We start from the raw sequence: 15763 nt of genomic DNA, 5'->3' as shown, positions 1-15763 counted from the left end.
CTTCTTCATTCTGGCAGCCAAACAGCTGGGTTACGAGGCGTATTTACGAGTAAACTGATATGCACTTTGACGTGAAACAGATAAGTTTCAGTGAATGCACCGGAAAATTCCAGTGCATAAATATTGGCTTATAATTTTCGTGTGAACTGACCGATTGCTTCTACAACTTCTTCCGACCCTTTTTGTATTTGTTTAATCACTTGTCCTGATTCCTTGGAATAACCAAGGGCTTGGGTGGCTTGATCTTGGCCCGCCTCTATTTGTTGTACTGCATTTTCGGTCAACTTGCGATTTTCCGATACAACATCCACAATTTCTTCGGTGGCTTTACTTGTTCTAGAGGCAAGTTGCCTTACTTCGTCTGCAACAACGGCAAAACCTCGACCCTGGTCGCCAGCTCGTGCTGCTTCTATTGCTGCATTCAGCGCAAGTAGGTTCGTTTGGTCTGCGATACCGCTAATACTCTGAACTAGTTCGGCAACCTTTTGAGATTGTTCGTCTAAGTCTTTAATACCTTGGCTAGCCGTACCTATTTGTTCTGATAACAAATTCATAGTTGTTAAATTTTCATTAACCACATCTCGGCCTTGAGTTGCGTATTCGCCCATATTCTTGGAGATAGAAAAAGCAATATTCGCTGCTTCGGATATGGCTTTTTCCTGATTCATCTGATCAGTAATATTGGTTGCAAATTTTACAACTTTATAGAGGTCGCCTTTTTCATTGTAAATGGGGTTGTAAGATGCCTCTAACCACACTTCATTACCACCGCTGTCTAAGCGGACGAATCTGTCAGAAATAATGGTGCCTTTTCTCAGAGAGTTCCAAAATTCAACGTATTCTTTAGATGCCGACATTTCCGCAGAGCAAAATATTCTGTGATGGTGACCAATAATATCGGCTTCGTTGTATTTCATCGTTGCTAGGAAGTTATCATTTGCTTTTAGAATATTACCTTCTAAATCGAATTCAATAACCGCAGTGGATCGTTCCAATGCGCTGAGCATATCGTGGTGCTCTCTTGATTCTGCAATGGTGCGGGTTAATTCGTTGGCAAAAAGAGCAAAGTGCACTTGCTGAGTTCTGTTGTGGGTAAAGGGTTGAACTATGGATCTCAACCACGATTCTGATTTATCTTTTGCGGTCAGTTGTAGTGCACCATGCCAATGTTGAGATCTATCGATTGCGCGAATAAATTTTTGGATGTGTTCTTTAGATACAACTGAATTACAAACAAATGATGTAAGTTTTTTATTCAAAAGTTCGTCTTCTGAATAGCCTAAAATACTCAGGGCATTTTTATTTGCTTTTGTAATAGTGCCAGAGTGATCTAGTTCAAAATACGCCATTTCATCACGCATTGACTCGACTGCGGTTTCAAAATTATGTATTTGAGCTTTTAAATGTTTGTTCTCTTCAAGGAGTGCTTTATTAAAAAACATGTCAACCGTCCTATAATTTGAAATGTCCTGTATTTAAAAATAGCAGTTAGTTTAAATTTTGCTCAATAAACCTAAGAAAAAATTTAATTCTTACTTTTCGTTTGGTTTATTCCCACGCCTGATAAACTGAGGAGTTCCTCTGACATAACTGCTTTCTGAGCAATTAAAAATGTTAGCTGAGAAGATTTAAATTTGTACTCAGTAAGTGAATATTGGATTTTTCACAACGACGTTAGATAAGCAAAGGTTCATGCCGATAACATACGACAAAATATGCTAGTTATGGCAAAATTACACTATTACCGCTGTTTACAACCTTATCTTTTGTTTATGCAGATAAAGGTTACGAAGCAGCCAAAGAATTCGTAATTGGATTCAGCCCTACTATCCGAAAAAAATGCCGCAAGACTGGAGGAATAATGAGTTTGATTGAAACGCTATCACGAGAAGCCTCACATGCATCTCGTGCCTTGGCCGTAGTTGACGAAGAAACAAAGAATCAGGTCCTGCGAACAATTGCTCAAAGGTTGAGAGATAATGCCAGTGGTATTATTGAAACGAATACACAAGAAGTGGCTGTCGCAAGGGAAAATGGGACGGGTGAAGCAATGCTAGATCGCTTAACCCTAAATGCTGAACGAATCGAAGCCATGGCGGAAGGTTTAGAAACGGTTGCAAGTTTGCCTGACCCTGTGGGGAAAACCCGTCATTTAGACACCCGACCTAATGGCATTGAAATTAATAAAATGCGTGTGCCTTTAGGCGTGGTTTGCATGATTTACGAAGCGCGACCAAATGTGACTGCAGACGCAGGGGCATTATGCTTAAAATCAGGAAACGCAGTGATTTTAAGAGGCGGAAAAGAAGCCCTGACGACCAGCCTTAAAATTGCTTCAATCATGCAAGCCGTACTAGAAGAGTTTAATTTACCACCGCAAATTATTACCGTTGTTCCAGATCCAGATAGAGGGTTAATGATGGAGCTGATGCAACAGGATAAGTACATCGATGTCATCATTCCTCGGGGAGGAGAAGGCCTCATTAATTTCGTGACTGACAACAGTAGGGTGCCTGTTATTCAGCACTTCCAAGGTGTATGTCACCTTTATGTGGATAAGCAGGCTGACTTCCAAAAAGCCATCGACTTACTCGTTAATGGTAAAACCCAGCGAACAGGTGTGTGCAATGCATTGGAATGCCTTGTTGTGCATGCAGATATTGCTGAGCAGTTTTTAGCTCTGGCAAGTAAAGAGTTACGGGAACGCAAGGTTGTAATTAACGGTTGTGAAAAAACAGCGAACTATATCACTTGTGATCATGTGATCAGTGATAGTGATTTTGGTAAGGAATACCTGTGCTTAGAAATTGCTATTCGAGTGGTTGATAGCCTTAACAGTGCGTTGGATCACATTGCAGAGTTTGGTAGTAATCATACTGAAGTTATTGCCACTGAAGATGAACGTACAGGGGCAATTTTTCAGCAAACGGTTGATGCGTCAGTAGTAATGGTAAATGCATCGTCACGGTTTTCTGATGGTAGTGAACTGGGATTGGGCGCAGAAATTGGCATTGCAACGACAAAACTACACGCATATGGCCCTATGGGATTAGAATCGCTTACAACAGAAAAATTCTTAGTAAACGGTACAGGACAAGTAAGAACCTAAGTACCCTTTACTAAGGTAAGTAAACGTATTGGAGTACCCATGAAGGCGATTTTTTCTTTTTTATTAGTGACGGCGGTTTTTATGACGACAATAAGTAACGCCCAAGAGCTGAACAAACCGAAAGTTATCATTTTTGACGTGAATGAAACCTTGCTTGACTTAGATTCTATGAGAGAGTCAGTGGGTAAAGCGTTAGGCGGAAAAGAAGAGTTATTGCCTTTGTGGTTTTCAACTATGTTGCACCACTCGTTAGTCGATACAACTCGAGGCGAATGGAATGATTTTGGCACTATAGGTGTTGCTGCATTACAAATGGTTGCCCGTAACAATGGCATTGAGATAAGTGATGAGCAAGCAAAACAAGCCATTGTTCCACCACTACTCTCATTGCCGCCTCATCCCGATGTGAAAGAAGGGCTAGCGGCTTTAAATGACGCAGGCTACACCATTATCAGTTTAACAAATAGTTCTAATGCTGGCGTTAGAGCACAGTTTGAACACGCAAAACTAACTCATTTCTTTTCAAAAAGGCTAAGTGTAGAAGATATTGGTGTGTATAAACCCGACTTACGTGCATATCGCTGGGCCTTAGAACAAATGAATGTTAAGCCTGAAGAGGCATTAATGGTTGCAGCCCATGGTTGGGATATTGCTGGGGCGAAGTCTGCGGGATTACAAACGGCATTTATTGCTCGTCCCGGTAAGCAACTTTATCCTTTGGCCGACAAGCCTGACTATCTTGTGAATGATTTAAACGAACTGGTTGATTTACTCAAGACGTTATAAAAATTCCAATAAACCCTTACACTGACGCCGCCCTTATTGCGATTTTGAAGCAGTATTTTTCCGTGGTGAGCGTCGGTGATTTCCCTGCAAAGTGCTAAATCTAAACCGCTGCCAAATTGCTTAGTTGAATAGAATGAAAAGCCAAGTGTCCGTAGCGGACACTTTATTTTAAGGCTGTGCAGTAGGCTGTTCTTTTTTGTTCCATACCTTTCCAGTAACAGACCATACAAGAATACCGGTCCAAGCGATAACTGAAAAAACCGCAGGAATGCAGGCCATAGCAATGAGTTTTAGGTGTTTTCGATTAAAAAATGCGGCGAGTAAAACAGGTAAAAACCACACGAATAACAAGGCAATAATACCAATAGAAAACATCCATAACGGCGTGGTTTCGTAGAAATTAGTTAATTTTTCCATAATGTAACCTTAAAAGTGACGTTAGCTTTATAGTCAAAGTCGCTAGGCATTTATTACATTTTATTTTAAATTTTTAAAATACGGCTCAATTCTGCTGCTTCTCTTTCGAAACGCTTTTCTCGTCGATGAAACCACCACACCCAAGGTCCAAGGCTTGCTGCTAATATTGCAAAGCTGATAGCCCCTTTATACATGGCTTGAGCTAAGGTTATTTCACCCAATAAATAGGACACTGGCTCCATACAGGCAGAGCCAAGAATAACGATAAAACTGATGGGCTTATTAATATAAGCAAGGCGTTGGTTATTTTTCAATTGCTGCAATAATCGCAATGAATAATCCCCGGTATTTTTGTTCATCGAGCGCAAGGAAGTCCAGCGTAGTTTTATTATGTATAGTAATGTTAGTAATGACATGATCATAAACACAAAAAGAAATACTTTCTGGCTGGGCGGCAGCTCTATATCAATTATAAAAAAGAGTAACCACGGCGATAAGCTGATGATGTCCAATGCAAGATAAAATCGTTGTTTTCTCGTTTGAAGCGTTGCTCTGCGACGAATATCGTTTAGGTCAAGAGGGGAAATAGTTTGCTTCTGCCACAATTTTTGTAGCTCAATATCGCTACTGTTTTCGGTTTCAATCATGATTTATTTCCTTTAGCACCAAGGCTTTGGAACGGTTAATAATTGCGCCAACATTACTGACGCTTAAACCTGTGTTGTCTGAAATTTCTTGGTAACTCAACCCTTCCATAGACATGGTAAATATTTGTCGCGCAGGCAGTTTGAGTTGGCGAACAGCCGTTAACATGTGTTCTATTTGCTGGTGGTGTGTGGCTTTTTGCTCTGTGCAGTCAATTTTTTGAAATAAGCCTGTGACATCCTGGTTATCTACATTATTGCTTCTGACAGTACGAACTTCTTTTGCAACATGGCTTACTGCGCGGTTATGAGCAATTCGTAAAATATAGGTTTTAATACTCGATTCTTGTTTAAAGGAACGCAAAGCCTGCCATACTGCTATGGAAATTTCTTGAAAGAGTTCTTTTTGCAATTCAGGGTCGGCTTCATAACTATTGGCAACACGGCTGAGCAAACCTTGATGCTCAGACAATACCGTAGAAAAGTCCATGTTCTATCGCGCTAGATAAGTAAAAAATACTATAGTCATTCGCACATCTTTTTTATTACAAAAAAAATGGATTAATTGATGATTTAATTTTCAGCGTACAATGAAAGTGTGCGAATACGGGCTTTAATTAAGTTGACGTCTTTTTTATATTCGGCGCTATCAACTTGCGTGTATTTATCAACAAACGCTTGCTTATGTAACCCTTCACTTAATCTGTTTAATTTAGGTAGGTACGCGTCTTCGGATACGCCTGACGACAATCTTTTAAGAATAACAGCGGATTTGAGATTATTTGTTGCTTGTTCTGCGAATGCCACACCCGCCCTGTCAGCCGCGAGGTCAAGAAAACTATAACCGGTTCCACTGGGTGCTCGGTCCATCAGTTCTTTAAACTCACCAATGGCCAGAGCTATATTTTTGCGGGAAATAACATGCAACGCTGCAGAGATAATAAAGTGCTGTGCGAGGTCGGTTCTATCCGCTAGCGTCGGTCTATTTTTAAAAGAGTTGGCATTTTCGGGGTCGAAAGACAGGTTTTTAAATAGTTGACTCAAGCGACTATCGCCCGCAAAAATAGCAAGACTGAGTATTGCAGCTTCGTTAACTAAAACAGCATTATTATTGCTGTTTTCCTCAGCGAGTTTAAATACGAAGTTGATGTAGTTATTTAAAGATAATTGTTCAAAGGTGTTGTTAGTGTGGAAGTTGTTTAATTCACTCAAAAATAAGGCAGTGTATTTTTGCAGTTCTTTATCCCGTTCAGATGGCTCTTCTGTGTCAATGAGCATTAGTTCTGCAAACACTTTGTCAACGGCCTTTAGCTTAAACTGAATGGCATTTTCATCTAATGTAATCTTCTCAACGCTGTTCAGTAATTCAGTGGCAAGGTTACTCTTGGTATATAAATTAATACTGTGTTTAGCAACGAACTTTGCAAACCAACCAGAATAGCTAATATGGCCCACTTTTAATTTATTGATTGTTAGCCCTTCTCCAGCCGCAATGATTATTTGTAAATTAATAAACCGCTTAACACCTCTTACTGTAAAGGCGTATGTCATATTGATGCTAGCTGCGTTACTTTTGATTTCACTCTTTGCTCTAAATTTATTACTAGCTCTTTGGATCAACCCTTGAATGCTGCTTATTTGAGTTTGAGTAACATCGATACGAGTTTCAATATTGGGGTTTTCAAGGATTGTTTGTATCTGTTTCAGTAAGGGAGCTACATGATCGGCACTATTTAAATATTGAATAGAGTCGGTGGTTATTCTGGGCTCACTCTCCACACTAAACCATATTAAGCCTATGGCTGACGAAATAAGAATAAAAATGACGGCCATGCTAAAGGCAAAGTAACGCTTCATAACTCAACAACCTCAAATAAAAATCAATAGAATCAGTGTAAGTGTTTCTCATTCAGCTTGCACTTTCAATAAGCTAGATTTACAAGGGAAAAACGATTTTTATTCGAAAAATAGGTTTTGTTAACATAAATTATGTTCTCAAGTAAGGATTTATTGTCTAATTAACAAACCAAATCCCATGGTTTAGCTATATTATTTTTACATCTCAATAGAATAGTTGGAAGGTGTGTTATGGGTACTTCAGATACAGTCAACACAAGTCAGTTTTACTTAGAACTAGGGCAGTTAAGTGTTGACCATACTCAGATATTGGCAAAATCATTCGATAATTTACCACCTAACCCTTATTTGGACGGCGAATTTCGCTTAAGACGGTTTTCTCACTTTACCTTTTCAGACCAATCTTTAACGCATTTACCTCAGAAAGACTTTGTGCAGTCAGAAGAATTAAACACATTTCAAGGTGGAGTGGTTAGGCGTTATGAAGAAATTGAAGACGAAATAATTAATAGCGCTGCCTTTGTTGAGATGTTTCAGCATTTTAAGAATATGGCTCATGTTAATGATGATGCTGATATTGAAGTACACCAGTTGCGTATTTTAGCGAAAGAAAATAAAGAAACTGCCGTTGCACCTGAAGGCGTTCACCAAGATGGTTTCGACCGTATTGGTATTTTCGTTATTCAACGAGAGCACTTAAAAGCCGGCGGGAATTTGCGTATTCATTTAAACAAAAATGATGCGCCGTTTATAAATCACACCTTTGATAAAGGTGAGTTTGTGGTACTTAATGACAAACGCTTTTGGCACAGTGCAGCGACTATTTTTCCTGAAGAGGGCCATGAAGGAAGCATGGATATATTCGTGTTAACGGCGAAAGTGTAGATGAAAGATCATATTCGAGACCAGTTTCCTGCATTACAGCAAGAAAATGACGGTGTTGTTCCCATTTTCTTAGATGGCCCTGGTGGCTCCCAAGTGCCAAATTGTGTATTAAACAGTATGGTGAATTACTTAGGGAGCAGTAATGCAAACTTAGGTGGAGCGTATTTCACGAGTAAAAAAACGCAAAGTTTGATGAGTGATGCTAGGCAGGCTGCGGCTGATTTATACAATGCACCGTCGGCAAATAATATTGTTTTTGGAGCTAACGCGACATCGCTAGCGTTTCACTTTAGTCGGGCTGTTGCTAATACATGGCAGCGTGGCGATGAAGTTATTGTAACCGCCCTTGATCATTATTCGAATGTTTCACCTTGGGTCTTGGCGGCAGAAGAAAAAGGCGTCGTTGTACATCAGGTTCCTGTAGTAGAAGCGGATTGCACCTTAGATCGTCAGGCTTTGTTAGGCTTGCTCAACGAAAAAACAAAATTTGTGGCAGTAACTCATGCGTCTAACACCACTGGATCAATGGTAGATGTTAAGGCAGTTATTGAGGACATAAAGTCTCATTCTGAAGCACTAGTATATGTTGACGCGGTGCATTATGTTCCTCATGCAAGTGTTGATGTACAAGCACTGGGTTGTGATTTTTTAGTGAGTTCGGCTTATAAGTACTTTGGTCCTCACCTTGGTGTTCTGTTTGCCAAGGAGTCTGTGTTGTCTTCGCTTTCTCCTTATAAAGTTGCGCCGGCAAAAGACGTTAACCCTGGGCGTTGGGAAACGGGAACGCAAAGTTTCGAAGCTTTGGCTGGGTTTGTGTCTGCAGTTGACTATATTGCGTCTTTATCTGATTTACCTGTCACTAGGTCAAGGCGAGAACGTATTTGTGCGGGTTACGAGCATATTATTCAGCATGAAAAAATGTTGAGTGCTCATTTTCTCTCGAACCTAGAAGGTTTTACTGGGATAAAATTGTTTGGCTTGTCTTCTAGTGAAAATCGTACGCCAACATTCGCGTTTCGTATTGAAGGAATTGCACCTCGTGCCGTGTCTGAGTTTTTTGCCCAGTATGATGTGTGTATCTGGGACGGCAATTTTTACGCACAAGGTTTATATGAGCAGTTAGGCTTGACTGACATAGGTGGCGTTATTCGTGTGGGCTGCATGCACTATAATAACGTCAGTGAACTAGAGCGTTTTTTTGAATTACTTGAAAAGTGTATTTTGTTACATAAATAATATGCATTATTAATTTCAAAATCAAAGAAATAGGGTATAACTAATCTAATATTTAGTATTTATTAGAGTTAATTTGCCATGTCTGAGCCATTGCAAAAAATAGACATTCATATTCTGCAATTACTACAAAAAGACGCCAATTTGTCTGCAACAGAAATTGCAGAGCAGGTTGGTTTGTCCCAATCACCTTGCTGGCGGCGTATTAATAGGCTTCAGCAAGAAGGCTATATTAAATCTAAGGTAGCCTTGTTAGACAGGCATAAACTTGATTGTGAATTGGTTGCTTTCGTCAACATCAAACTATCCACTCATGGGCGGAATAGTTTAGAAGAATTTGAACTGGCCATTGTGGGCTATGCCGAAGTCGCTGAGTGCTGGACAATTTCGGGAAACATGGACTATGTGTTACGAGTCGTCACTAAAGATATTCAAAGTTACGAAAACTTTTTGCGAAATAAGTTGCTTAAGCTGGCCTATATTCATGAAGCACAAAGCCATATTGCAATGACAGAAGTAAAGAATACGACTGAGTTACCTATTTAGTTTTTGTAGTTTTTATGAACTAGGTGAGTTGCCGATAGCAATACTACCAGCAACTTACATATTGCCTTTCTAGTGAATGGCTTTTTCGCCCCAGATTTCACGAGTGCGTTTGTCTCGGCCACAGCCCCAGCGATATGATTTATAGCGAATAGGGTTGTTCTTCGCATAATCCTGATGATAGCTCTCGCTACCTGTTAATGGATGGAAGGTTTTTGCGTCCAAAATAACCGTTGCTACGGTTTCATTTGGGAATTGTTCTGCAACGGCTTTTTTAGACGCTTCAGCAGCTTTTCTTTCTTCGTCATTCGCTACAAAAATAGCGGTTCTATAGCTAGGCCCTTTGTCACAGAATTGTCCTTGGGGATCGAATGGATCGATGCTAAGCCAAAAGTAATCTAATAACTCTTTATAACTTACAACCTCTGGGTCGTAGGTGATTTCTACGGCTTCATAATGCCCTTTATGATTTCCGTTATAGCGTGGGTTTGTGCTATCCCCACCAGTAAAACCAGATACAGCACTGGTAACGCCTTCTAGTTTTTCAAAATCTGATTCAACACACCAAAAGCACCCGCCCGCGAGAACGATTTTTTCTGCGTTAGCTTGGCTGATTGGCAAAATTGCACTGATAACAATGCAGGCCATTAATAAGGTTTTATATTTCATTTTTGTATCTACTACTTTTTACTTAATCTGTAAGTTTATACCTATTTGACCGAGGTGGTAGTTGTAACTATTCACCGTGACAAAAATGTTACGTTTTTTGGTGAAAAATAAATTTCTCTGCGCTCCGTAAATGACGCTGACGAGTTTGTTCGTCCATTTTTTCTAGCAGTCTAGGCATCATTGAAAGCCTGTGATTCGCTTTAAATATATTGATATTTTTGTGGATAAAATGCCAATATAAACCTGTCCATGTTTGTTCCCATGCTCCTGATTTGTAGTCAGACATTTTTTTTATGTAATTAGCGCCAGCTATGTAGGGTTTTGTTGCGAAACTCCCGCCATCGGCGAATTGGCTCATACCATAAACGTTGGGCACCATTACCCAGTCATAGGCATCAATATACATTGCCATAAACCAGCGATACACTTCGTTGGGATGAATCTCACTTAGCAACATGACATTACCCATTACCATTAAGCGTTCGATATGATGATTGTAACCAGTATCAAGTGCATTCTTGATTGCATTGTCAACCGCAGGAAGTTGAGTGTCACCTGTCCAAAATTGAGGTTTCAAAGTGTTATTATGTTGAAAGAAGTTACTGGTTCGCATGGTATTTCCATCGCTTTCATAACTTGCTCTTATAAATTCTCTCCAGCCTATAATTTGCCGCACAAAGCCTTCAAGGGAATTTATTGGAACCGCATTTTCACAAGCATATTGCAGTGCTGTTTTAACAATGTACTTTGGGGTGAGTAGACCAATGTTGATTAATGGAGAAAGCCCACTATGCCAGAGGCGAATTCCACGTTGAGTGATGGCATCTTCATAAGGGCCAAACTTGTCAAATCTGTGGTGTAGAAAATGAATGAAATAGGATTTTGCCTCTGAATGGGTGGTTGGTAACCAGCACTTGCCTTCACCATAGGTTTCGGCTGATGTATTTTCAGCCCATACTTTGGCAGCCTGAATACGACTACTTTCAATAAAGGCGATTTCTTCTGGCAATACTTCCTGCTTAGGTATTTTTTTTCGATTGTCTTCATCAAACGACCATTTTCCACCAACCGGCTTTCCATCTTCCATGAGAATGTTCATATCTTTTCTCAGTGTTTTATAGAAATTAGCCATGAATTTTTTGCTTTTCTTATACCGCGACAGTGCACCGTTTTTAGTTAGCAAAAAACAGGGCGTTTCATACCAAACACGTTGTAAATTTGAATGTTCCAAGGCTTTTTCTAAATAAGCATCGGTGGTGTCTGCAACATGAATTTCATGAATACCTCGTTGGTGTAAAAGCGCGAAAACGTCGGCATTTGTCTGAATATCTTGTAATCGTATTCGATAGACTTGATGCCCGTTGCTTTGAAGTAAGCCTTCGTACACATCCATGGTCAACTTGTGCAACATGAGTTTAGCGGTGTGAATTGGGTTGTAGGTCAATATCAGTGGTTCTTCAATTAAATATACAGGCCTAGATTTTGAAATGGCGGGATGATGTTCAAATAGTTGATGGGGGTAAATAAGTGTGGCTGAGGACATGATATTAAAAGATGTATTTAGTTTTTTATTACTACGGATATATTCAAAATTGGATTTATTAAAAGCATGAATACAGGGGGGCTTGGCGACAAAGGGTTGTGTGTTTCTAATGGCAAGACTGTTAAACTTGGCTATATATCTATAATCATGACAATTTTGTGGAGTTAGCCGTGAGTATTTTTAAACAAGCTGCTGAAGAATTATTAAGCCGACGTAAAGCCGGAACGAAAGCCCCGCGATTAGTAGAAGCAATACGACCAAAGAGTATTGATGATGCACTAGCTATTCAGGCAGAAATGGCCAATATGGAAACAACCATTGGATGGAAGTGTTTGTTGCCGCCAGCAGAAGGCAAAATTGTTGCAGCGCCTATTTTTAATTTACAACATCAGACCGATGATGTGTTGCTATTTGCTGATAAGGGCCAAGCACTCATCGAGCCTGAAATTGGATTTGTGCTAGCGAAAGATTTGCCTGCGCGTAGTGAAGACTATTCCGAACAGGAAGTGGTTGAAGCTATCGGTAGTGCGCATATGGCACTAGAGCTTATGCAACGCCGTTTTGAAGAAGGTGCAGGACAAGATTTTTACGAGAGCTTGTCTGATTGCATGATTAATCAGGGGGTATACATTGGTCCTGAAATTGACAAAGGATTGGCTGTTAACGCGCATAAAGTAGCAATTACTATTACCCAGTCATCACAATCTCTTGAATTGGACGGCACTCACCCTAACCCACGGGCCATTGATGGTTTTGTATGGCTAGTGAACTTTATGAGTAAACGCGGTATTAGTTTTAGCGCAGAACAAGTCTTTATTACAGGTTCATTTAAAGGCATTGTGCCTCTTGAGTTTGACCAAAAAACCGTAATTCGTTACGACGGTTTAGGTGACTATTCAGTGACATTTAAAATCAAATAGCACTCAACGAAATACGAAAATCGCATTGTTCTAAACTAGATAACGATCTTTTCTATGGTTCAGTGCGATTATTGAGCTGAGTAGCACTACGCATATTACCGACAATATGAGTGCTAATGGGCTAACGATAGTTGCTGAAATTAAAATAATGGAAATATCAACGCCCATCATTAGCCAACCAGCTCGAATACCGGTTTTTTCTTGCAAATAGAGGGCTAAAATATTTACGCCACCTAAGCTGGCTTTATGGCGGAAGATAACGAGCAAGCCAATGCCAAAGAAGAAGCTTCCCATAATGGCGCCATACACAGGGTTTAAGTAATTCAAGGTAATAAAGTGGCCATGTAAGTTAGAAAACACCGAAACTAATATAACCGAGCAAAAGGTTTTGAGTGTGAATTCAATGCCCATTCTACGAATTGCCAAATAGTAAAAAGGTAGGTTCACGATAAAATAGGTGAGGCCAAAATTAGTGTCGAATTGGTAGTTAATATAAAGAGACAGCCCAGCAGTACCACCGGTTACCATGCCTACATGCTTTAAGAAAAACAAACCAAAGGACACAAAGCTGGTGCCAATAACAAGTGCCATCACATCTTCAAACCACTTGTGATTTAGCCTTATTATTCCATTACTCATTAGATTTTGCTCTGTAGTTGTTATTGGCGAGATTGGACAGAATTATAATTTTCTATAGAAATACTACGAGATAAAATAGATGAATCTCTATAATTCTAGTACGAATACGAAGATTTAATTTTATTAAAACATTATGATAAGCTTTCGGTAACAAATTACATACATTTGAGTCTATCTAAGATGTTAAATATTTCTCGTATTAAAAGCGCGTTTGGCACTGTTCGAAAGCAAAGTGTCTCCTATGTTGCAATCGTATCTAGTTGCTTTCTTATGGTTTCACCAATTCAGGCACAAGAACATCCAAATCTTATTCTTACTAAGCAAGGTGTGAAAGATATTCGTGCTAATTTGGGAAAAGTACCTGTATTTGATAAGGCATTAGCTGCTATTCAGCAAGAAGTAGACGCTGAGATAGCCTTGGGTATCGATACGCCTATTCCTGTTGATTACTCCGGGGGCTATACCCACTCTCGCCATAAGAAAAACTTCTTTATGGCCCAAAAAGCAGGGATGTTGTACCAAATCTTACAAGATGATAAATACGCTACTTACGTGAAAGACATGTTCTTTCAATATGAAGCCATGTATTTAGACTTGCCCGTTCACCCTAAGCCTCGCTCTTATGCTCGTGGAAAATTGTTTTGGCAGTGTTTAAACGACAGCAACTGGTTGGTTTATATGGCGCAAGCCTACGATACCATTTACGATTTTTTATCAGCGGAAGAACGCAAAACTCTAGAAGATAATTTGTTTCGCCCCTTTGCAGATTTTATTTCTACCACTAACCCCCAGTTTTACAATCGCATTCATAACCACAGTACATGGGGTAATGCCGCTGTAGGTATGATTGGTGTGGCGATGAATGATGAAGAGCTGATCCAAAGAGCCTTATATGGGTTAGATGATGATGGCATTGAATTCGGAACCAAAGATGATGATGGTGGCTTCCTTAAAGTAGAAGGGCAGTCAGCTGGGTTTTTAGCGAACTTGGAAGAACCGTTTTCTCCTGAAGGTTACTTTACCGAAGGACCGTATTACCAACGTTACGCTATGTACCCGTTTTTAGTGTTTGCTGTGGCAATGGAAAACAACCGCCCAGATATGAAGGTGCTACAACACAAAGACGACGTGCTAATGAAAGCCGTAACGGCGTTGTTGAATTTGTCTGACCAAGACGGAGAATTCTTCCCGTTGAATGACGGCCAAAAAGGCATGTCTTACTTGGCAAAAGAATTGGTTACTGCGGTAGACATGGCCTATTTTTACGGCGGCAAAGACCCAAGTTTGCTAAGTATTGCCGGTAAGCAAAATACGGTATTGCTTGACCAAACAGGTTTAGCTGTTGCCCTTGGTATCCAAGACGGCAAAGCCACTGAATTTAAAAAAACGTCGGCTAACTACGGCGATGGCCCTAATGGCGATCAAGGCGGTGTAGCAGTGGTTCGTGCAGATAATTTAGAACTTGTGTTTAAGTACTCGGCCCAAGGTTTAAGTCACGGACACTATGATAAGTTGTCTTTTTCATTATTCGAAAATGGCGACGAAGTATTGCAAGATTACGGCCTTTCTCGTTTTGTAAATATCGAGAAAAAAGGCGGTGGAAATTACCTTAAGGAAAACAAGACGTGGGCGAAGCAAACTATTGCTCATAATACCTTAACGTTAGATGAGACTTCTCACTTTAAGGGAAAATATGAAATTGGTAGTCAGCACCACTCTGACTTGCATTTTTACGAGTCTAGTTCTGATGATATTCAAATAGTCAGTGCAAAAGAAGTGAATGCTTACTCTGATAGTGTTTTGCATAGAACCATGGCTGTGATTAAAGATGAAGATTTTGAAAAACCGTTTTTATTAGATTTATTTAAGGTAACCTCTAAAGCAAAACACCAATACGATTTGCCTTACTATTTTATGGGGCAAGTACTCGACACTAGCTTTGCATTTAATACGCCGAAATCACTGGATGTATTAGGTAAGGAAAATGGTTATCAACATTTATATGTTGAAGGGAAAAGTAATGATCTTACTGAAGAAAGTGCGCAGTTTAACTGGTTGAATGCAGGTAAGTACTATACGTTAACAACCGCTACTAATAAGTCTGATGAAATCATGTTCACGCGACTAGGTGCGAACGATCCACAGTTCAACCTTAGAAGAGACGCAGGTATTATGCTTCGCCGTAACGATAAGAGTACCTTGTTTGCCTCTGTTATTGAGCCACATGGTTCGTATAGCCCTGTTACTGAAGCGTCGCTAAATGCAAATAGTCACATCGAGAGCCTAGAGGTATTACAAAATAGTGACGACTATACTGCAGTGAAAATCACGACAGTAAAAGATAAAACGTTAATCTTTATATTAGCAAATAAAGATGCTGAGAAATCTTCTAGTCATAAGTTGAAAATAGAAGGCAAAACGTATAAGTGGAAAGGTCCATACAACTTAATACGTTAATAGGCTTAGCAGTTTTAAAAAAGGCTTGGTAGTTTCTACCAAGCCTTTTTTATTACATTGA

At 39.8% G+C, this 15763-nt stretch carries 15 protein-coding genes and 1 pseudogene; 7 read left to right on the top strand and 9 right to left on the bottom strand.

The window, feature by feature from the left end; all coding sequences use genetic code 11:
* Positions 1-128 precede the first annotated feature (128 nt).
* Positions 129-1442 (bottom strand): PAS domain-containing methyl-accepting chemotaxis protein, encoded by a 1314-nt coding sequence (locus J3L16_RS16395; RefSeq protein ID WP_207611493.1) that lies wholly within the window; start codon positions 1440-1442, stop codon positions 129-131.
* 419 nt (positions 1443-1861) lie between these two features.
* Between J3L16_RS16395 and J3L16_RS03475 the strand changes: the two genes are divergently transcribed.
* Entirely contained in the window at positions 1862-3109 is a 1248-nt protein-coding gene (locus tag J3L16_RS03475; RefSeq protein ID WP_207611492.1) for a glutamate-5-semialdehyde dehydrogenase, read from the top strand.
* An 81-nt stretch (positions 3110-3190) separates the two neighbouring features.
* Entirely contained in the window at positions 3191-3895 is a 705-nt protein-coding gene (locus J3L16_RS03470; RefSeq protein WP_242698647.1) for a haloacid dehalogenase type II, read from the top strand.
* Here the strand turns inward: J3L16_RS03470 and J3L16_RS16180 are convergent.
* From J3L16_RS16180 to J3L16_RS03450, 5 genes and pseudogenes are all read right to left on the bottom strand, one after another.
* Positions 3844-4029: pseudogene (locus J3L16_RS16180) on the bottom strand (ATP-binding protein); the annotation flags it as partial. The gene J3L16_RS03470 and the pseudogene J3L16_RS16180 overlap by 52 nt on opposite strands.
* A 34-nt stretch (positions 4030-4063) precedes the next feature.
* Positions 4064-4312, bottom strand: a complete 249-nt coding sequence (locus J3L16_RS03465) for a superinfection immunity protein (protein ID WP_207611490.1) — start codon at positions 4310-4312, stop codon at positions 4064-4066.
* A 65-nt stretch (positions 4313-4377) separates the two neighbouring features.
* Entirely contained in the window at positions 4378-4959 is a 582-nt protein-coding gene (locus J3L16_RS03460; RefSeq protein WP_207611489.1) for a hypothetical protein, read from the bottom strand.
* Positions 4952-5446: a sigma-70 family RNA polymerase sigma factor gene (locus tag J3L16_RS03455; protein ID WP_207611488.1), complete on the bottom strand. Its 495-nt coding sequence runs from the start codon at positions 5444-5446 to the stop codon at positions 4952-4954. The genes J3L16_RS03460 and J3L16_RS03455 overlap by 8 nt, the downstream gene beginning before the upstream one ends.
* 83 nt (positions 5447-5529) lie before the next feature.
* Positions 5530-6813, bottom strand: coding sequence for a hypothetical protein (locus tag J3L16_RS03450; RefSeq protein ID WP_207611487.1), 1284 nt, complete (start codon positions 6811-6813; stop codon positions 5530-5532).
* Positions 6814-7044: 231 nt separating this feature from the next.
* On the opposite strand from J3L16_RS03450, the gene J3L16_RS03445 reads away from it, so the two are divergent.
* The 3 genes from J3L16_RS03445 (at position 7045) to J3L16_RS03435 (ending at position 9477) form a co-directional block, all read left to right on the top strand.
* Positions 7045-7698, top strand: coding sequence for a 2OG-Fe dioxygenase family protein (locus J3L16_RS03445; protein ID WP_207611486.1), 654 nt, complete (start codon positions 7045-7047; stop codon positions 7696-7698).
* A complete protein-coding gene (locus J3L16_RS03440) occupies positions 7699-8934 on the top strand; it encodes a cysteine desulfurase-like protein (protein ID WP_207611485.1) in 1236 nt (411 codons plus the stop codon). It abuts the gene before it with no gap.
* Positions 8935-9012: 78 nt separating this feature from the next.
* Complete coding sequence (locus J3L16_RS03435; protein WP_207611484.1) at positions 9013-9477, top strand: Lrp/AsnC family transcriptional regulator; 465 nt, start codon at positions 9013-9015, stop codon at positions 9475-9477.
* A gap of 69 nt (positions 9478-9546) precedes the next feature.
* On the opposite strand, the gene msrA is transcribed toward J3L16_RS03435, so the two are convergent.
* Together msrA and J3L16_RS03425 are read right to left on the bottom strand one after the other, a co-directional pair.
* Positions 9547-10143 (bottom strand): peptide-methionine (S)-S-oxide reductase MsrA, encoded by a 597-nt coding sequence (msrA, locus tag J3L16_RS03430; protein WP_207611483.1) that lies wholly within the window; start codon positions 10141-10143, stop codon positions 9547-9549.
* Between the two features lie 88 nt (positions 10144-10231).
* Positions 10232-11686, bottom strand: coding sequence for a cryptochrome/photolyase family protein (locus tag J3L16_RS03425; protein WP_207611482.1), 1455 nt, complete (start codon positions 11684-11686; stop codon positions 10232-10234).
* A gap of 170 nt (positions 11687-11856) precedes the next feature.
* On the opposite strand from J3L16_RS03425, the gene J3L16_RS03420 reads away from it, so the two are divergent.
* Positions 11857-12606, top strand: coding sequence for a hydratase (locus tag J3L16_RS03420; RefSeq protein ID WP_207611481.1), 750 nt, complete (start codon positions 11857-11859; stop codon positions 12604-12606).
* 30 nt (positions 12607-12636) lie between these two features.
* Here the strand turns inward: J3L16_RS03420 and J3L16_RS03415 are convergent, their stop codons facing one another.
* Complete coding sequence (locus J3L16_RS03415) at positions 12637-13245, bottom strand: YitT family protein (RefSeq protein ID WP_207611480.1); 609 nt, start codon at positions 13243-13245, stop codon at positions 12637-12639.
* Positions 13246-13515: 270 nt separating this feature from the next.
* Between J3L16_RS03415 and J3L16_RS03410 the strand changes: the two genes are divergently transcribed.
* The gene (locus tag J3L16_RS03410) at positions 13516-15702 is read left to right on the top strand and encodes an alginate lyase family protein (protein ID WP_242698646.1); all 2187 of its coding nucleotides are present in this window, start codon (positions 13516-13518) and stop codon (positions 15700-15702) included.
* Positions 15703-15763: the final 61 nt, after the last annotated feature.

Source organism: Alteromonas sp. 5E99-2 (genome assembly GCF_017368475.1).
Lineage (GTDB): Bacteria > Pseudomonadota > Gammaproteobacteria > Enterobacterales > Alteromonadaceae > Alteromonas_F.
The sequence above is the reverse complement of the archived record's forward strand: the minus strand, read 5'-3'. Positions and strand labels throughout refer to the sequence as shown.